Annotated in this window: 16 protein-coding genes and 2 rRNA genes; 2 read left to right on the forward strand and 16 right to left on the reverse strand. The window is 67.2% G+C overall.

What is annotated here, in order from left to right:
* From AC1DVZ_RS10885 to argC, 16 genes are all read right to left on the reverse strand, one after another.
* Positions 1–1287: ribosomal RNA gene (locus AC1DVZ_RS10885) — 23S ribosomal RNA — on the reverse strand; the annotation flags it as partial.
* A 352-nt stretch (positions 1288–1639) separates the two neighbouring features.
* Positions 1640–3165 (reverse strand): 16S ribosomal RNA (locus tag AC1DVZ_RS10890).
* Between the two features lie 692 nt (positions 3166–3857).
* Positions 3858–5120 carry a tyrosine--tRNA ligase gene (gene tyrS, locus AC1DVZ_RS10895; protein ID WP_477618264.1) on the reverse strand — a complete coding sequence of 421 codons (1263 nt, stop codon included), beginning with the start codon at positions 5118–5120 and terminating at the stop codon, positions 3858–3860.
* Between the two features lie 62 nt (positions 5121–5182).
* The gene (locus tag AC1DVZ_RS10900; RefSeq protein ID WP_477618212.1) at positions 5183–5842 is read right to left on the reverse strand and encodes a DNA-3-methyladenine glycosylase; all 660 of its coding nucleotides are present in this window, start codon (positions 5840–5842) and stop codon (positions 5183–5185) included.
* Positions 5806–6558, reverse strand: a complete 753-nt coding sequence (locus tag AC1DVZ_RS10905) for a succinate dehydrogenase/fumarate reductase iron-sulfur subunit (protein ID WP_477618213.1) — start codon at positions 6556–6558, stop codon at positions 5806–5808. The genes AC1DVZ_RS10900 and AC1DVZ_RS10905 overlap by 37 nt, the downstream gene beginning before the upstream one ends.
* A complete protein-coding gene (locus AC1DVZ_RS10910; RefSeq protein WP_477618214.1) occupies positions 6555–8477 on the reverse strand; it encodes a fumarate reductase/succinate dehydrogenase flavoprotein subunit in 1923 nt (640 codons plus the stop codon). The genes AC1DVZ_RS10905 and AC1DVZ_RS10910 overlap by 4 nt, the downstream gene beginning before the upstream one ends.
* 9 nt (positions 8478–8486) lie before the next feature.
* Complete coding sequence (locus AC1DVZ_RS10915) at positions 8487–9302, reverse strand: hypothetical protein (RefSeq protein ID WP_477618215.1); 816 nt, start codon at positions 9300–9302, stop codon at positions 8487–8489.
* A 1-nt stretch (position 9303) separates the two neighbouring features.
* Positions 9304–9594 (reverse strand): hypothetical protein, encoded by a 291-nt coding sequence (locus AC1DVZ_RS10920; RefSeq protein WP_477618216.1) that lies wholly within the window; start codon positions 9592–9594, stop codon positions 9304–9306.
* A 104-nt stretch (positions 9595–9698) separates the two neighbouring features.
* On the reverse strand, positions 9699–11126 hold the full coding sequence (gene argH / locus AC1DVZ_RS10925; RefSeq protein WP_477618217.1) for an argininosuccinate lyase: 1428 nt from the start codon (positions 11124–11126) through the stop codon (positions 9699–9701).
* Positions 11123–11635: an arginine repressor gene (locus AC1DVZ_RS10930; protein ID WP_477618218.1), complete on the reverse strand. Its 513-nt coding sequence runs from the start codon at positions 11633–11635 to the stop codon at positions 11123–11125. Before AC1DVZ_RS10930 ends, argH begins: the two co-directional genes overlap by 4 nt.
* Before the next feature lie 3 nt (positions 11636–11638).
* Positions 11639–12583 carry an ornithine carbamoyltransferase gene (argF, locus tag AC1DVZ_RS10935; RefSeq protein WP_477618219.1) on the reverse strand — a complete coding sequence of 315 codons (945 nt, stop codon included), beginning with the start codon at positions 12581–12583 and terminating at the stop codon, positions 11639–11641.
* Positions 12580–13785, reverse strand: a complete 1206-nt coding sequence (locus tag AC1DVZ_RS10940) for an acetylornithine transaminase (protein ID WP_477618220.1) — start codon at positions 13783–13785, stop codon at positions 12580–12582. The genes argF and AC1DVZ_RS10940 overlap by 4 nt, the downstream gene beginning before the upstream one ends.
* Positions 13785–14729: an acetylglutamate kinase gene (gene argB, locus AC1DVZ_RS10945; protein WP_477618221.1), complete on the reverse strand. Its 945-nt coding sequence runs from the start codon at positions 14727–14729 to the stop codon at positions 13785–13787. Before argB ends, AC1DVZ_RS10940 begins: the two co-directional genes overlap by 1 nt.
* Entirely contained in the window at positions 14726–15877 is a 1152-nt protein-coding gene (gene argJ, locus AC1DVZ_RS10950) for a bifunctional glutamate N-acetyltransferase/amino-acid acetyltransferase ArgJ (protein ID WP_477618222.1), read from the reverse strand. Before argJ ends, argB begins: the two co-directional genes overlap by 4 nt.
* On the reverse strand, positions 15874–16284 hold the full coding sequence (locus AC1DVZ_RS10955; protein WP_477618223.1) for an ACT domain-containing protein: 411 nt from the start codon (positions 16282–16284) through the stop codon (positions 15874–15876). Before AC1DVZ_RS10955 ends, argJ begins: the two co-directional genes overlap by 4 nt.
* Complete coding sequence (gene argC, locus AC1DVZ_RS10960; protein WP_477618224.1) at positions 16281–17348, reverse strand: N-acetyl-gamma-glutamyl-phosphate reductase; 1068 nt, start codon at positions 17346–17348, stop codon at positions 16281–16283. The genes AC1DVZ_RS10955 and argC overlap by 4 nt, the downstream gene beginning before the upstream one ends.
* Before the next feature lie 118 nt (positions 17349–17466).
* Here argC and AC1DVZ_RS10965 point away from each other — a divergent pair, with 118 nt between their 5' ends.
* Entirely contained in the window at positions 17467–18096 is a 630-nt protein-coding gene (locus AC1DVZ_RS10965) for a hypothetical protein (RefSeq protein ID WP_477618225.1), read from the forward strand.
* Positions 18081–18596, forward strand: a complete 516-nt coding sequence (locus AC1DVZ_RS10970; protein ID WP_477618226.1) for a hypothetical protein — start codon at positions 18081–18083, stop codon at positions 18594–18596. Before AC1DVZ_RS10965 ends, AC1DVZ_RS10970 begins: the two co-directional genes overlap by 16 nt.
* Positions 18597–18623 lie beyond the last annotated feature (27 nt).

The following is an 18623-nucleotide window of genomic DNA, read 5'->3' on the forward strand; positions in this document are numbered from 1 at the left end:
GGATCCTCAGATGTCACGGCCGGGCAAAGTGTCAATGCCACAGCTTCGGTGGTGTGCTTGAGCCCCGCTACATTGTCGGCGCGGAATCACTTGACCAGTGAGCTATTACGCACTCTTTAAAGGGTGGCTGCTTCTAAGCCAACCTCCTGGTTGTCAATGCAACTCCACATCCTTTCCCACTTAGCACACGCTTAGGGACCTTAGATGGTGGTCTGGGCTGTTTCCCTCTCGACTACGGAGCTTATCCCCCGCAGTCTCACTGCCACGCTCTCACTTACCGGCATTCGGAGTTTGGCTAACGTCAGTAACCTGGTGAGGCCCATTAGCTATCCAGTAGCTCTACCTCCGGTAAGAAACACGTGACGCTGCACCTAAATGCATTTCGGGGAGAACCAGCTATCACGGAGTTTGATTGGCCTTTCACCCCTACCCACAGCTCATCCCCTCAGTTTTCAACCTAAGTGGGTTCGGTCCTCCACGACGTCTTACCGTCGCTTCAACCTGGCCATGGGTAGATCACTCCGCTTCGGGTCTAGACCCAGCGACTAAATCGCCCTATTCGGACTCGCTTTCGCTACGGCTTCCCCACACGGGTTAACCTCGCCACTGAGCACTAACTCGCAGGCTCATTCTTCAAAAGGCACGCTGTCACCCCACAAGGAGGCTCCAACGGATTGTAGGCAAACGGTTTCAGGATCTATTTCACTCCCCTCCCGGGGTACTTTTCACCTTTCCCTCACGGTACTTGTCCGCTATCGGTCACCAGGGAATATTTAGGCTTAGCGGGTGGTCCCGCCAGATTCACACGGGATTTCTCGGGCCCCGTGCTACTTGGGATACTTCTCTGGAGTGCACATCATTTCGTCTACGGGGGTCGCACCCTCTGTGCCGGGCCTTTCAATGCCCTTCGACTATAACGCGCATTTTTGACTCCATGTCAGAATGTCAGTACTGACTGAAAAGTCCCACGACCCCGACCATGCAACGCCTGACAGCTATCACACATGATCGGTTTAGCCTGTTCCGCTTTCGCTCGCCACTACTCACGGAATCGCGGTTGCTTTCTCTTCCTGTGGGTACTGAGATGTTTCACTTCCCCACGTTCCCTCTACCCACCCTATGTGTTCAGGTGGGAGTGACTGGACTTGCCTCCAGCCGGGTTTCCCCATTCGGAAATCCTCGGATCACAGTCTGGTTATCGACTCCCCGAGGCTTATCGCAGATTCCTACGTCCTTCTTCGGTTCCTGGTGCCAAGGCATCCACCGTTTGCCCTTATAAACTTGAGTTTACAAAGATGCTCGCGTCCACTGTGTAGTTCTCAAGGTACGGGCGGCCCCTTCCCCGTGTCGGTGCCTACCGCAGTGTGTCTGTTCAACAGCACCGTGCGGTGGTTCATCCGTGGGAAGGGTCCTGGCCGATCTACCGGCCTGAGGTTCAAGCTTTCGCCCGAAGCCCTCAGGACCCAACAACGTGTCAGGCGCCGGCACCCTCTCGTTCGCGTTCCCAGTCCGAAGACCTGTACTTGCTTGCGAGTTGATGTCAGCGCCAAATAATCGATGTTCCACCCTTGAGCTCCTGGTGTAGGACATACGCCTACAGACCAGGCTCTGGATCGCTTTCGCGACCAGTGCTCCTTAGAAAGGAGGTGATCCAGCCGCACCTTCCGGTACGGCTACCTTGTTACGACTTAGTCCCAATCGCCAGTCCCACCTTCGACGGCTCCCCCTCAAAGAGTTGGGCCACCGGCTTCGGGTGTTACCGACTTTCGTGACTTGACGGGCGGTGTGTACAAGGCCCGGGAACGTATTCACCGCAGCGTTGCTGATCTGCGATTACTAGCGACTCCGACTTCATGGGGTCGAGTTGCAGACCCCAATCCGAACTGAGACCGGTTTTTTGGGATTCGCTCCACCTCGCGGTTTCGCAGCCCTTTGTACCGGCCATTGTAGCATGCGTGAAGCCCAAGACATAAGGGGCATGATGATTTGACGTCATCCCCACCTTCCTCCGAGTTGACCCCGGCAGTCTCCTATGAGTCCCCACCATTACGTGCTGGCAACATAGAACGAGGGTTGCGCTCGTTGCGGGACTTAACCCAACATCTCACGACACGAGCTGACGACAACCATGCACCACCTGTATGCGAGTGTCCAAAGAGTTCTGCATCTCTGCAGCGTTCTCGCATATGTCAAGCCTTGGTAAGGTTCTTCGCGTTGCATCGAATTAATCCGCATGCTCCGCCGCTTGTGCGGGCCCCCGTCAATTCCTTTGAGTTTTAGCCTTGCGGCCGTACTCCCCAGGCGGGGAACTTAATGCGTTAGCTGCGGCACGGATCTCGTGGAATGAGACCCACACCTAGTTCCCAACGTTTACGGCATGGACTACCAGGGTATCTAATCCTGTTCGCTCCCCATGCTTTCGCTTCTCAGCGTCAGTAGTGGCCCAGAGACCTGCCTTCGCCATCGGTGTTCCTCCTGATATCTGCGCATTTCACCGCTACACCAGGAATTCCAGTCTCCCCTACCACACTCTAGTCTGCCCGTACCCACCGCAAGTCCGAGGTTGAGCCTCGGATTTTCACGGCAGACGCGACAAACCGCCTACAAGCTCTTTACGCCCAATAATTCCGGACAACGCTCGCACCCTACGTATTACCGCGGCTGCTGGCACGTAGTTAGCCGGTGCTTCTTCTGCAGGTACCGTCACTTTCGCTTCTTCCCTGCTGAAAGAGGTTTACAACCCGAAGGCCGTCATCCCTCACGCGGCGTCGCTGCATCAGGCTTTCGCCCATTGTGCAATATTCCCCACTGCTGCCTCCCGTAGGAGTCTGGGCCGTGTCTCAGTCCCAGTGTGGCCGGTCGCCCTCTCAGGCCGGCTACCCGTCGTCGCCTTGGTGAGCCATTACCTCACCAACAAGCTGATAGGCCGCGAGTCCATCCCAGACCGAAAAACTTTCCAGACGATAGCCATGCAGCTTCGTCTCGTATCCGGTATTAGCTCCGGTTTCCCGGGGTTATTCCAGAGTCTGGGGCAGGTTACTCACGTGTTACTCACCCGTTCGCCACTGATCCGGTAGGAGCAAGCTCCCACCATCACCGTTCGACTTGCATGTGTTAAGCACGCCGCCAGCGTTCGTCCTGAGCCAGGATCAAACTCTCCATTGATGTTTAGCTCGTAGTCCGAAGACCACGAAACTGCTACCCAAGAAGGGTTGTTTCACTGACTGAGCAAGAACAACTAGCTATTGCTAGAAATTCATTGTCAACCAAAGGATTTTCGTTCGACGTGACTGCATCCCCAAGCCGATGGCCTGGTTCGCTGCCACCTCGAGACGAGGTAATTGRCATCGATTTTTGACACGCTGTTGAGTTCTCAAGGTTCGGACGCGCACCATCGACGGACCTTTCGGTCTGTGTCCGGGGCAACCCTTCAAAGTTACTCGCATCGCTCTTGGGCGTCAAATCCTTGCGCTTCCAGCTGGAAGCGGTGGATCGAGCGCGCTTGGCTCTCCGCGAGGTGTCCCACACTAGCAGGCTGTTTCCGTTTCCAGAAACTCGCTGTCCGGCGTCCGACTGCCCTCTCAGGCGGTGCGGATGCCCTCCGGCGAAGCACTTGCTTTGCGGTGGGGCGCCCACTGTAGCAGTCTCTCGACCCGCTCCTGACCACCCTTGCGGGCGCTCCGAAGCGTCCTGGTTTCCCAGGTGCTGTTCGGTGGGGTCTGCCCCGGGACCGGCCTACTTCGCGTGAACTTTCGTTCACCGCGGTGGTGTCCGTTCCTCCCTGTCGGGCTGACGTCGAGAACAGTAGACGGGGCTTGTCGCAAAACACAAATCCGCAGGTCAGCGGCCTGCGCTCCTCAGTGGCGAAGGCGCCCAGCGGCCAGGGACCTGCGTCCACGCCGCAGGAGGGCCACCCGCCCGTGCAGGAAGTCGGCCGGCGCGAGCTGCTGCTCGGGGTCGGCGAGCCTGACGTTGTTGAGCGAGGCACCACCGTCGCCAATCGCCCGACGGGCAGCGTTCCGGGAGTCGACGAGCCCCACGGCCACGAGGGCGTCGGTCACCGACATCCCCACTGCCACCTCTCCCCCGGGCAGCTCGCCGGTGACATCGGCGAGCGTCTGTTCGTCGAGCGCCGACACGTCCCCCTTGCCGAACAGCGCCTCGGAGGCAGCCTGCACGGCCGCGGTCGCCTCCGCGCCATGGACCAGCGTCGTCACATCGGCCGCCAGGGCCTTCTGCGCCTCACGGAGGAACGGCTTGTCTGCCAGGGACCGCTCGAGCTCCGCTACCTGCTCCTCCGTGCGGTCCGTGAAGACCTTGAGGAGCGTGACCACCGAGGCGTCCTCGGTGTTGATCCAGTACTGGTAGAAGGCGTAGGGGCTGGTCATGGCGGGGTCGAGCCAGATGGCGTTGCCCTCGCTCTTGCCGAACTTGTTGCCGGCTGCATCCGTGAGCAGGGGTGTCGTCAGCAGGTGCACCGACTCCCCCTCTACGCGGTGGATGAGGTCGGACCCCGCGGTGAGGTTGCCCCACTGGTCCTGGCCCCCGGTCTGCAGCGTGCAGCCGTAGTCGCGGAAGAGCTGGAGGTAGTCCAGCCCCTGGAGCAGCTGGTAGCTGAACTCGGTGTAGGAGATCCCCTCCTCGGAGTTCAGCCGTGCCGCGACCGCGTCCTTCTTGACCATCTGGTTCACCCGGAAGTGCTTGCCGATGTCGCGCAGGAAGTCCAGCGCGGTCATGGGGGCGGTCCAGTCGAGGTTGTTGACGAAGATGGCCGGGTTGTCGCCCTCGACGGACAGGAACGGACGCACCTGCCGCTCGATGTTGGCCACCCACTCGGCCGTCTGCTCCTTGGTCTTGAGGACGCGTTCGGACGAGGGGCGCGGGTCACCGATGAGCCCGGTCGAGCCGCCGACGAGGCAGATCACCCGGTGGCCGGCCCGTTGGAGGTGGCGCATCACGACCAGCTGCACGAGGTTGCCGAAGTGCAGTGACGGTGCAGTGGGGTCGAAGCCGCAGTACGCCGTGATCGGCCCGTCGGCGAGGGCGTCGCGCAGCGCGGACTCGTCGGTGGTCTGGGCCACCAGTCCCCGCCACTGCAGCTCGTCGAGGATGTTGCTCACGGTGGGTCGCTCCTTCGCGTCGCACGACGTGCCGCGCACTCGCGGCACGAGCACAGCCTGCCCTATGCCGAGGGCCTGCGTGCACGGGACGTGGTTGGTCGATTCGGTGCCGGTCGGTACGCCGAGACCGTGGGCTCACCCTCCAGCCAGAAGCGCCAGGGGTATGCCGCGACGTCACCGCCTGCTCCCGACACCCCGACGCGGGGGCCGGACCGCACGAGGCCGTCCGCCCCGCGGACCGGACCCGCCAGGGTGACGGGGCCACGCGGCATACAGGCGTCGAGGCCGGACTGCTCGCCGCGCAGGGCGAGGGTCGTCGCGAGGCGAGCCGGGCCCCGCGCCCAGTCGCGGCGCACCACCCCCGCACGACGAGCAGCGGCGAGCTCCTCGCCGGCCACGACCTCACCGGCGCGCAGCAGGACCGCGCTGGCCTCCCCTGTCGGTCCGCACACGATGTTGGCGCACCAGTGCATTCCGTAGGTGAAGTAGACGTAGAGGTGACCGGCCGGGCCGAACATCACCTCCGTGCGTGGGGTGGGCCCTCGAAAGGCGTGTGAACCGGGGTCGGACTCCCCGGCATACGCCTCGACCTCGGTGAGCCGCACGGTGACCCCGGCGTGCGTGATCGTCGCCCCGAGGAGCGCTGGCGCCACCTTCAGGACGTCGCCCCCGAAGAACGCCCTGGTCAGGCTCCGCGACGTCTGATCTTGTTGCCCAGCCACACGACGGGATCGTAGTGGCGGTCGACGACACGCTCCTTGAGCGGGATGAGGGCGTTGTCGGTGATCTTGATGTGTTCGGGGCAGACCTCTGTGCAGCACTTGGTGATGTTGCAGTAGCCGAGGCCGTGCTCCTCCTTGGCCGCGGGACGGCGGTCGGCCGTGTCGAGCGGGTGCATGTCGAGCTCGGCCACCCGCATCAGGAAGCGGGGGCCTGCGAAGTTGGTCTTGTTGTCCTCGTGGTCGCGCACCACGTGGCAGACGTCCTGGCACAGGAAGCACTCGATGCACTTGCGGAACTCCTGGCTGCGCTCGACGTCGACCTGCTGCATGCGGTACTCGCCGGGCTGCAGGTCGGCGGGCGGCGAGAACGCCTGCACCTCACGCGCCTTCTGGTAGTTGAACGACACGTCGGTCACCAGGTCGCGCATCACCGGGAAGGTGCGCAGCGGCGTCACCGTGATGGTCTGGTCCTCGGTGAAGGTGCTCATCCGGGTCATGCAGAGCAGCCGCGGCATGCCGTTGATCTCGGCGCTGCACGACCCGCACTTGCCTGCCTTGCAGTTCCACCGGACCGCCAGGTCGGGCGTCTGCGTCGCCTGGAGCCGGTGGATGATGTCGAGGACGACCTCGCCCTCGTTCACCTCGACCGCGTAGTCCTCCAGGCCGCCGCCTGCGGCATCGCCCCGCCACACCCTGAACTTGGCCTCGTAGCTCATGACTGGTCGCTCCCCTGCGCGCTGTCGGCACCGCCCGCGTCGAGGCGGGACAGTTCGGGTTCGGTGAGGTACTTGGACAGCTCGCCGCGCTCGAAGAGCTCGAGCAGGTCCTGGCGGATCTCCGGGACGGGCTGCCGCTTGAGCTGCACGCCGTCGGACCCGTCGAGCGTGCAGATCAGGTTGACCCCTCGCCACTGGGGATCCATGCCCGGGAAGTCCTCGCGCGTGTGTCCCCCTCGGGACTCGGTGCGCTCCAGTGCCGCGAGGGCGACGCAGCGGCACACCGCGAGCATGTTGCGCAGGTCGAGCGCCAGGTGCCATCCGGGGTTGAACTGGCGATGTCCTTCCACCCCAACGGAATCGGCGCGTTCGTCCAGCCCGTCGAGCATCTCGAGCGCCTCGCGCACCTCGCCCTCGCGCCGGATGATGCCGACCAGGTCGTTCATCTTCTGCTGGAGCTCCTGGTGGAGGGTGTAGGGGTTCTCCTTCGCGTCGCGGAACGGCGCCAGCGCCGTCTCGGCGGCACGGTCGACGTCGGCGTCGTGAATGGCGGGACGCGAGTTCCCAAGCGCACCAATGTAGTCCGCAGCACCCACTCCGGCCCGTCGCCCGAAGACCAGCAGGTCCGACAGGCTGTTGCCGCCGAGGCGGTTGGAACCGTGCATGCCCCCTGCAACCTCGCCCGCGGCATACAGTCCGGGCACGCTGGTGGCCGCGGTGTCGGCGTCGACCTCGACCCCACCCATGACGTAGTGGCACGTCGGGCCGACCTCCATGGGCTCGGCCGTGATGTCGACATCGGCCAGCTCCTTGAACTGGTGGTGCATCGACGGGAGCCGGCGCCTGATCTCCTCGGCCGGCAGACGCGTGGACACGTCGAGGAAGACGCCGCCGTGCGGCGAGCCGCGCCCCTCCTTGACCTCGCTGTTGATGGCTCGCGCCACCTCGTCCCGGGGCAGCAGCTCAGGGGGTCGCTTGTTGTTCTCGGGGTCCTTGTACCACCGGTCCGCCTCCTCCTCCGTGTCGGCGTACTGGCCACGGAAGACATCGGGGACGTAGTCGAACATGAAGCGCTTGCCCTCGGAGTTGCGCAGCACTCCTCCGTCGCCACGCACCGACTCGGTGACGAGGATGCCCTTGACCGACGGCGGCCAGACCATGCCGGTGGGGTGGAACTGGATGAACTCCATGTTGACGAGCGACGCCCCGGCTCGCAGGGCCAGCGCGTGGCCGTCACCGGTGTACTCCCACGAGTTGCTGGTGACCTTGAACGACTTGCCGATGCCGCCGGTGGCCAGGATGACCGCCGGCGCCGAGAACAGCACGAAGCGGCCGGACTCCCGCCAGTAGCCGAAGGCCCCCGACACCGCACCGTCGTCACCCTTGAGGATGTCGGTGATGGTGAGCTCGGCGAACACCTTGAGCCGGCCCTCGTAGTCGCCGGTCTCGCGGTGGTCCTCCTGCTGGAGGCTGACGATCTTCTGCTGGAGGGTGCGGATCAGCTCCAGGCCGGTGCGGTCCCCGACGTGCGCGAGCCGGGGGTACTCATGGCCGCCGAAGTTGCGCTGGCTGATCTTGCCGTCGGGGGTGCGGTCGAAGAGGGCACCGTAGGTCTCGAGCTCCCACACCCGCATGGGGGCTTCCTTGGCGTGCAGCTCGGCCATCCGCGGGTTGTTGAGGAACTTGCCCCCGCGCATCGTGTCGCGGAAGTGCGTCTCCCAGTTGTCCTTCTCGTTCGCGTTGCCCATCGAGGCCGCGATGCCGCCCTCGGCCATGACCGTGTGCGCCTTGCCGAACAGGCTCTTGCAGATCACGGCGGTGCGCAGTCCCTGCTCGCGAGCCTCGATCGCCGCCCGCAGCCCGGCACCGCCGGCTCCGATGACGATGACGTCGTACTCGTGGCGTTCGAGGTCGGTCAAGGCGGTCCCTTAGTTGATGAGGCGGAGGTCGGAGATCGCGCCCGAGGACACCAGCGCGATGTACGCGTCCGTGACGACGAGGCTGCCGAGGGTGACCCAGGCGTAGGTCATGTGGCGGGCGTTGAGCTTGCCCACCACTCCCCACGCCTTGTAGCGCAGGGGGTGCTTGCTGAAGTGGTTGAGCCGCCCGCCGACGATGTTGCGGCAGGAGTGGCATCCGAGGGTGTAGCACCACAGCAGCACGACGTTGGCCAGCAGGATCAGGGTGCCCAGGCCGAGGCCGAAGCCGCCGTCCCTGCCGCGGAACGCGTGGAGCACGTCGTAGGTGTTGATGAGCGAGATGACCACGGCGGCGTAGAAGAAGTAGCGGTGCAGGTTCTGCATGATGAGCGGGAAGCGGGTCTCACCGGAATAGCCCTGGTGCGCCTCGGGCACAGCGCACGCGGGCGGGCTCATCCAGAACGACCGGTAGTAGGCCTTGCGGTAGTAGTAGCAGGTCAGCCGGAAGAGCAGCAGGAACGGCAGGGTCAGGGCCGCGAACGGGATCAGCGCCGGCCACTCTCCGAAGGGCGTGCCGAAGTGCGTCGACCCCGGGACGCACGAGGTCGACAGGCAGGGCGAGTAGAACGGCGTGAGGTAGCCGTAGTCGGCGACGAAGTAGTCCTTCTGGAGGCTCGCACGGACGAGGCCGTAGAGGAGCCAGGCCGTGAAGCAGACGAAGGTGACGAACGGCTGGAGCCACCAGCGGTCCTCGCGCAGCGTGCGTGCCGCGATGCGGGCCCGGCCTGGTGCATGAACGCCTCCGCTGAAGGGGACGTAGGCCACCTCAGTGGTCCCTGGAGGGGCCGACGCCCTCGTCCTCGGCATCGGACCACAGGGCGGGGTCGTACTCCTCGTCCGTGATGAAGACGATCTCGCCCGGGCCCCCGGCGCGGTCCTGCGAGCCGACTCCGGCACCTCGGGCCACGAGGTCGACGTCGTCGGCAAGGCGCACGATGTCGTCCCGCAGCCGCTGGATGTCGATGGTGTTGCCGAGCTCCTTGGAGAGCGCGGTCACCGCCCGTCGTAGCCCGGCCACGTGTCCCGCAGCCGTCGTGAGGTCGTCCCTGACGCCCATGACACCGTCCCTTCGCAAGGCGGATGCGGATCGCCTGTGACCCGCGCCACGAACCTATCGCGTGGCTCCCGAGATTTCTCGGAAGCCGGCCGACGGGTATGCCGTCAGCGCACCACGATGGGGTCGCTCGCCCAGGCGCGTGCGGCGGTGACGGCCTCCACGACCCGGTCACGTTGCTCCGCGACCCGGGTCGGGGCGGTGCCTCCCTTGGCGTTGCGCGAGGCCAGGGAGCCCTCGACGCTGAGGACGCTGCGAACTCCCGGCGTGAGGTGCTCCGAGACCTCGGCCAGGTCCGAGTCGCTCAGGTCCCACAGCTCGATCCCCCGGTCCTCGCAGGCCCGGACGCATGCGCCGGCGACTTCGTGGGCGACCCGGAACGGCACTCCCTCACGGACCAGCCACTCGGCGATGTCGGTGGCCAGCGAGAACCCCTGTGGCGCGAGCGAGGCGAGCCGGCCGGTGTCGAACACCATCGTCGCGACCATCCCGCTGAAGGCAGGGAGGAGGACCTCGAGGGTGTCGACGGCGTCGAAGACGGGCTCCTTGTCCTCCTGGAGGTCGCGGTTGTAGGCCAGCGGCAGTGCCTTGAGGGTCGTCATCAGGCCGGTCAGGTCACCGACCAGGCGACCGGCCTTGCCGCGGGCCAGCTCGGCGACGTCGGGGTTCTTCTTCTGCGGCATGATGCTCGACCCGGTCGAGTAGGCGTCGTCGAGCCTGACGAAGGAGAACTCCTTGGTCGCCCAGATCACGACCTCCTCGGCCAGTCGCGAGATGTCGACCGCGGTCATCGCCGCGACGAAGGCGAACTCCGCGACGAAGTCCCTGGAGGCGGTGCCGTCGATGGAGTTCTCGACCGACGTGGTGAACCCCAGGTCGGCAGCGACTGCCTCGGGGTCGAGGCCGAGCGAGGAGCCGGCGAGCGCTCCGGAGCCGTAGGGCGACACGGCCGCCCGCACGTCCCAGTCCTGGAGCCGCTGCACGTCGCGCAGCAGGGCCCAGGCGTGGGCGAGCAGGTGGTGTGCGAGCAGCACCGGCTGGGCGTGCTGGAGGTGGGTGCGTCCCGGCATCGGGACCCCGGCGTTACGGGTGGCCTGGTCGACGAGGGCGTCGACGACGTCGAGCACCAGCCCCGCCACGGACCGCGCGTGGTCGCGCAGGTACATCCGGAACAGCGTGGCGACCTGGTCATTGCGGGAGCGGCCGGCACGCAGCCGCCCGCCGATGTCGACTCCTGCCCGGTCGATCAGGCCGCGCTCGAGGGCGGTGTGCACGTCCTCGTCGTCCTCGGCCGGCAGGAACGCCCCGGAACGCACGTCGTCGGCCAGCTGCGCCAGCCCCGCGATCATCGCGTCGAGGCCGGCATCGTCGAGCAGGCCGGCGGTGTGCAGCACCCGGGCGTGGGCGCGTGACCCGGCGATGTCGTACTGCGCCAGCCGCCAGTCGAAGTGGGTGGACTTGCTCAGCGCGGCCAGCGCGTCGGCTGGTCCTCCGGCGAAGCGCCCGCCCCACAGGCTGACCTTCTGCTCGCTCACTCGTTCTCCTCCGTGTGCGGGGTGGCCTGGCCGAGCAGGTCGGAAGCGACCGTGCGGCTGGCCGCGGTCCCGGTGGTGATGACCATGATGGTGTCGTCACCGGCGATGGTGCCCAGCACCCCCGCGAGGGCGGCGTGGTCGATGGCCGAGGCGAGGTAGTTCGCCGCCCCCGGCGGGGTGCGCAAGACGACCAGGTTGTGCGACGGCTCGGCCGTCACGAGGAGCTCCTCGCAGACCCGGCGCAGCCGTGCTGTCAGCTGCGACCCGTCGGGAGCAGGGCGCGCGGTGCGGTCCCCACCCTCTCCCGGCACGGCATACACGAGGGTGCGTCCGGAACGGACCTTGACGGCACCGATCTCGAGGAGGTCGCGCGACAGCGTGGCCTGCGTGACGTCGATGCCGTCGTCGGCGAGCAGGTCGAGCAGCTCGTTCTGCGACCGGACCTCGGTGCGTCCGAGGATGGCCACGATCCGCTGCTGGCGACCGGTCCTGGTGGCGGCGATGCTCATCGCTCAGGCCTCCTCGGTGTCCTCGAGGAGGAACGACAGGAGGGCCTTCTGGGCGTGCAGGCGGTTCTCGGCCTCGTCCCAGAYCACCGACTGCGGTCCGTCGATGACCGCCGCCTCGACCTCGAAACCGCGGTAGGCCGGCAGGCAGTGCAGGAAGATCGCGTCACTGCTGGCCGTCGCCATCAGGGACTGCGTCACTGCGAAGGGCACGAACGGGCTCTGCGCCCCCTGACGGTCGCCCTTCTCCCCCTCCATCCCCATGGACACCCACGTGTCGGTGACGACGACGTCGACGCCCTCGACGGCGGCGACCGGGTCGTCCGTCACGAGGACCGAGCCGCCCTGCTCCTCTGCGATCTCCTGTGCCCTCGCGAGGATCTCCCGCGACGGTGGGTGGGTCGCCGGGGTTCCGATGCGCACGTGCATGCCGGCCAGGGCACACCCCAGGAGGTAGGAGTGGGCCATGTTGTTGGCGCCGTCGCCGACGTAGCCGAGGGTGAGGCCGGCGAGCGCTCCCTTGTGCTCGAGAACGGTGAGCAGGTCGGCGAGGATCTGGCACGGGTGGAAGTCGTCGGTCAGGGCGTTCACGACGGGGACGCCGGCATGCGCTGCCATCTCCTCGATCCTGTCCTGGCCGTAGGTGCGCCAGACGACCGCTGCGGACTGTGGGCCGAGGACGCGCGCGGTGTCGGCCACCGACTCACGGGTGCCGATCTGCGCGAGGTTGCCGTCGACGACCAGCGGGTGGCCGCCCAGACCGGTGATGGCGCCCGCGAAGGAGACCTGGGTGCGCAGGGTCGGCTTGTCGAACACCACGGCCACCGTGCGCGGCCCCTCGAGCGGGCGTCGGGAGAACGGCGCGGCCTTGAGCTCGAGCGCCCGCCGGAGGACCAGCGCCTGCTCCTCGGCAGTCAGGTCGTCGTCGCGCAGGAAGTGACGAAGGCTCATGCGGTGTCCTCGGAGTCGGCGGCTGCGTCGAGCAGCGCGGGCAGGGCGTTGACGAAGGAGTCCAGCTCCTCGGTGCTGATGACCAGAGGCGGTGCGAGCCGGATCGCTTGCGGCGCAACGGGGTTCACGATGAACCCGGCATCGCGTGCAAGGGCTGCCACCCGTGCCGCCACCGGCCGGGAGAGCACTATGGCGCGCAGGAGACCGGCACCACGCACCTCTGTGATGAGCGGATGTCCAAGCGCGAGAACGGAATCCGCGAGGTGCTGGCCGGCCTCGGCGGCGTGCGCGACGAGCCCCTGGTCCTCGATGGTCTCGAGGACGGCCAGCCCGGCGGCCGCCGCCAGCGGGTTCCCGCCGAACGTGCTGCCGTGCTGGCCTGCCGTGAGCAGCCCGGCCACCTCGGGACCGAAGGCGACGAGGGCGCCGATGGGCACTCCCCCACCGAGTCCCTTGGCGAGGGTGATGGCGTCGGGGACGATGCCGGCCTGCTGGAAGGCGAACCACGTCCCGGTACGGCCGATGCCCGTCTGGATCTCGTCCAGGACCAGCAGGGCTCCGTGCTGGCGGGTCAGCTCGCGGGCCAGCTGGAGGTATGCCGTGCCGGGGCTCAGCACGCCGGCCTCACCCTGCACGGGCTCGAGGACCACTGCCGCCGTCTCGGAGGTGACGGCGGCGCGCAGGGCCGCCTCGTCACCGAACGGGACGTGGCTGACGCCGGCGATGAGGGGCTCGAACGGCTCGCGGTAGGCAGGCTTGTGGGTCAGGGCGAGGGCACCGGTGGTGCGTCCGTGGAAGGCCCCTTCTGCGGCGACGATGCCGGAGCGGCCGGTGCGGCGGCTCAGCTTGATGGCAGCCTCGATCGCCTCGGCCCCGGAGTTCGCGAAGAAGACGGCGGACCCCTCGGGAGCACCGGCGAGCTCGATCAGCCGCTCGGCCAGGGCGATCTGGCCCTCGGAGGTGAACAGGTTGGAGACGTGGATCGCCTCACCGGCCTGCTTGCTGATCGCGCTGACGAGCGCGGGGTGCCCGTGACCCAGCGCGTTGACGGCGATGCCGCCGACCAGGTCGAGGTAGCGGTTGCCGTCGACGTCCCAGACGTGGCACCCGCTGCCGTGCGACAGCACGAGGGGCGGGAGTCCGAAGACCCCCATGACCGAGCGCTGGTAGCGGGCCAACAGCTCGTCGTTGCGCGCACCCATCAGGACTCCTCGTCCGGGACGATCATCGTGCCGATCCCCTCGGAGGTGAAGACCTCCAGGAGCAGGGAATGGGGTTGGCGGCCGTCGATGACGTGCGCCTGGGGGACACCACCCCGGACTGCCCGGATGCACGCCTCGAGCTTGGGGATCATGCCCGAGTCGACGTCGGCCAGCAGTTCCTGCGCCCCTCCCACCGTCAGCGACGACAGCAGGGAGTCGCGGTCCGGCCAGTCGGCGTAGACGCCCTCCACGTCGGTGAGCATGACGAGCTTGTGGGCCTTGAGCGCGACGGCCAGCGCGGCGGCGGCGGTGTCGGCGTTGATGTTGAGCACCTGGCCCTCGACGTCGAGGTCGGGCGCCACGGTCGACACGACCGGGATCCGGCCTGCGTCCAGGATGTCCTGCACCGCCCCGGGGTTGACCGTCTCGACATCCCCCACGAGTCCGAGGTCGACCGCTTCGCCGTCGACCTGCGTGCCCCGGCGGCGCGCGCCGAACAGGGCGGCGTCCTCGCCGGACAGCCCCACGGCCACCGGGCCGTGCTGGTTGAGCAGCCCGACGAGCTCGCGACCGACCTGGCCCGTGAGGACCATCCGCACGACGTCCATCACCTCGGGGGTCGTGACGCGCAGCCCACCACGGAACTCGCTCTGCAGGCCGAGTCGGTCGAGCATGGTGGCGATCTGGGGTCCGCCGCCGTGGACGACGACGGGCCGCAGCCCGGCATACCGCAGGAAGGCGACGTCCTGGGCGAAGGCGGCCTTGAGGCCGTCGTCGACCATCGCGTTGCCACCGTACTTGACGACGACGAGGGCGCCCCGGAACTGCTCGAGCCAGGGCAGCGCCTCGACGAGGGTCTGGGCCTTGCCCTGGGCCACGCGCAGCGCGGCGGCCCCGATGTGGCCGCGGACGGTGTTGGTGGGACGGCTGGGCGGTGGGGTCATGAGGAGTAGGCCGAGTTCTCGTGGACGTAGTCGTGGGTGAGGTCGTTGGTCCAGACCGTGACCGAGTGGTCTCCGGCGTGGAGGTCGACGAGGACATGGACCTCGCGCGGGGTGAGGTCCACGAGGCTGCGGTCCTCCCCCACGCCGCCCGCGCGGCAGACCTGCACGCCGTTGATCGACACGTCGAGCTCGTGGGGGGCGAAGGCAGCCCTGGTGGTGCCCACCGCGGCGAGCACCCGCCCCCAGTTCGGGTCGTTGCCGAAGACGGCGCACTTGAAGAGGTTGTTGCGGGCGATCGACCGAGCCACCTCGAGCGCGTCGTCCACGGAGGCCGCGGTGCGCACCTCGATCGCGATGTCGTGGTGGGCGCCCTCGGCGTCGGCGATGAGCTGCCGGGCCAGACTCGCGCAGACCTCGGTGACGGCCGCCGTGAGGTCGGCCACGTCGACCGCGACGCCAGAGGCGCCGGACGCCAGCAGCACCACCGTGTCGTTGGTCGACTGGCAGCCGTCGGAGTCGATGCGGTCGAAGGTCACAGCCGTGGCGGCCCGGAGGATGCCCTCCAGCTCCCCTTGCCCGACGACGGCGTCGGTGGTGACGACCACGAGCATCGTGGCGAGCGCGGGGGCGAGCATGCCGGCGCCCTTGGCCATCCCCCCGACGGTCCAGCCGTCGCGCGGGGCCTGCGCCACCTTGTGGACGGTGTCGGTGGTCTTGATCGCCGCCGCGGCGTCCACGCCGCCATCGGGTGCGAGCGCTCCGGCCGCGCGCTCGACTCCTTCGAGCAACGACGGCATGGGCAGCAGCTCGCCGATCAGCCCGGTCGAGCAGACGACGACGTCACCCGCGGAGATCCCGAGGACGGCGGCGACCTTCTCGGCCGTGGCGTGGGTGTCGGCGAAGCCCTGGGCGCCGGTGCACGCGTTGGCGCCACCGGAGTTGAGCACCACCGCGTCGACCCGGCCGTCACTGACGACCTGGCGCGACCACGTGACCGGTGCCGCCTCGACCCTGTTGCTCGTGAACACCGCGGCGCCGTGGTGGTCGGGGCCGTCGTTGACGACGAGCGCGAGGTCGGGGGCTCCGCTGGCCTTGAGTCCCGCAACCACACCCGTCGCCCGGAAACCCTGCGCGGCCGTCACGCTCATGACGTGCCTCCCGAGAGCCTGGCGGGGGCAGCGGTGTTGCCACCGCGCTTCCAGGTGGCCATCGCCTCGTCGGCATGCTCGGAGCCGATGAGGATCCAGTCGGTGTCGTAGGTCGACAGCGCGAGGATGCTGATCCCCTGCTTGGCGAGCGGCTCGAGCAGTCCCGACAGGACGCCGACCGTCGAGAAGTCCAGCGGCCCGGCGATCTCGAACGCGATCAGGGGTCCCTGCACCCGGGCGTCCTTCGGCACCGAGTCGAACGCACAGACGACCGAGGTCTCGCTGTCGGTGTAGGTCATCGAGGCGAGCGGGCCGGTCCGCCAGTCCCAGTCGGGGTCCTGGCCTCCCGGCAGCCGGACGAACGCGACCGGCTCGGCGTGCCGCATGAGGTGCAATGGCAGGCTCATGGCGCCACCCCTGCGATCGGCAGCCCGGTCGTCTCGGGCAGCCCGAGAGCAAGATTCATGCACTGCACGGCGGCACCTGCCGTTCCCTTGGTGAGGTTGTCGATCGCCGCGATGGCGACGACCCGCCGGGCACGCTCGTCGAACGTGACCTGGACGTGCACGCAGTTGCTGCCCAGCACGCTCGCGGTGGATGGCCACTGCCCTTCGGGCAGCAGGTGCACGAACGGTTCGTCGGCATACGCCTTCGCCCACGCCTCCCGTATGCCACGTGCATCTGTCTGGCTCGCGACGTCACTGAGGCGGGCGGTGCAGGTCGCGAGGATTCCCCGGGGCATCGGGGCGAGGGTCGGGGTGAAGGACACCCGGACGTCGGTGGTGGCGGCTCCGGAGGCCGCGGTGAGGTTCTGCTCGATCTCCGGGGTGTGCCGGTGCACCCCACCCACGCCATAGGGGGACATCGCACCCATCACCTCGGCCCCCAGGAGGTGTGGCTTGAGCGACTTGCCGGCGCCGGAGGTGCCCGAGGCCGCCACGACCACCACGTCCTCCCCCGACAGCAACCCCGCGGCATACCCGGGGGCGAGGGCGAGGGAGACGGCGGTCGGGTAGCAGCCGGGCACGGCGATGTGGCTGGTCCCGGTCAGCGCCTCGCGCTGGCTGCCACCGCCGCCCACAGGAAGCTCGGGAAGGCCGTAGGCCCACGAGCCCGCATAGGGCGTGTCGTAGAAGGTCGTCCAGGCCGACTCGTCCCGCAGCCGGAAGTCCGCACCGCAGTCGATCACCGTGACCGAGTCCGGCAGCTGAGCCGCGAGTGCCGCCGAGTGCCCGTGCGGGAGGGCGAGGAAGACGACGTCGTGACCGGCGAGCACCTCGACCGCGGTGTCCTCGATGAGACGGTCGGCCAGCGGGGTGAGGTGCGGGTGGACCTCGCCGAGGCGCTGACCGGCACTCGAGCCCGCCGTCAACGCACCGATCTCGACCTCGGGGTGCCCGAGCAGCAACCGGAGGATCTCGCCTCCGGCATAGCCGCTTGCACCTGCCACCGCTGCTGACTTCACCTGCATGACTATACACCGCGGTGTGAACTTATGCACCGAAGCGTCCAGGGTGCGTCTGCGATACCTCGCGACTCGGGACTGCCTCCAAGGTAAAGGTTTGACCAGAACCCTACAGCTTCTAGCCATGTTCCCCTACGGTGCTGTCACCGAGCCGCCCGAGGGGGGGAGGCTGACGAAGGGAGGCGTAGTGAGGATTACCCATCTACTTGCAGCGGCGGTTCTTCCGGTGGGACTGGTGTCGATCGCGCCGCCTGCGAACGCAGCGAGCGGCTCCGCCACCAGATGTGAGTACACCGTGCAGTATCAAGTCTTCACCAGGGCATCCGGATACGCGTCGACCAGCGCGGAAAGCTATTGGCTGACTGGCCCCGGTTCGATCTCCTACACCGAGAGCGAGGAGTCGTCCCACGCAGTGGGTGTGAATGCATCCGTCACGATGAGTGCCAGCGCCATCGTGGCGAAGGCAGAGGCAACCTTCGGCGTCGACTACACCTACACGTCTTCGAAGACAACGGCTTGGGGTTACAACCTGAGTGTCCCGTCGGGAAAGACGTCTCGCGGTCTCGTCCTTCATCGTGCCGACAAGTCCGGCGTCAAGAAGCTCACCTACAACGCCACCACGTGCACTGTCAGCCGAACCGATGACGGGACTGCCTGGTACCCGATCAACTCCACCGCGAACAGCACCTACTGCGTGGCCCGAGACGACATGCCCGCATTCAGCGGCTGGAGGGCGACGTGCGCCGCTACGTAGCGCGGCTGACGCTCATGACGCTCGCGACCTCCGCCATGATCAGTGCGTGCGGCGACGACAGCACGCAGCCGCGGGCGGCGCCATGTCGCGGTCTTGTCGACGTCTCGGACTCCGCTGCTTTCGTGAAGTACGGCGTCGACGGCGCCAAGTACTGGGATGTCACCCTGGCCATGCTCCAGAATCCCTGTCCCCACTCGATCGACATCGTGTCAGTCGACGTGGGCACCGAGGCTGACGTCACCGCGCAGGGGGTTTCCGTGGCACCCAAGCCCGATCAGGTGTTCGCTGCTGCGCCGGTCGAGCCCGTGGCCCTGCCCGCACTCGAGCCGTTCGTTGTTCCCGCCGGCGGCACCGTTCAGGTCGTCGGCAGGTTTGCCGTGAGCGGTGTCCACCCCGCGCGCGTTCCCCCTGCGGCCCTTGCGTTCCGAGTTGGCCAGGACCCTGGCACGCTGACTCTGACCCCCACGGTGTCGCTGTGCACCTGCGGACCACCTGCCTGAGGCCAGAGAGGAGCTCAGCGCAGAATC

This window comes from Pedococcus sp. P2_E5 (assembly GCF_056403895.1).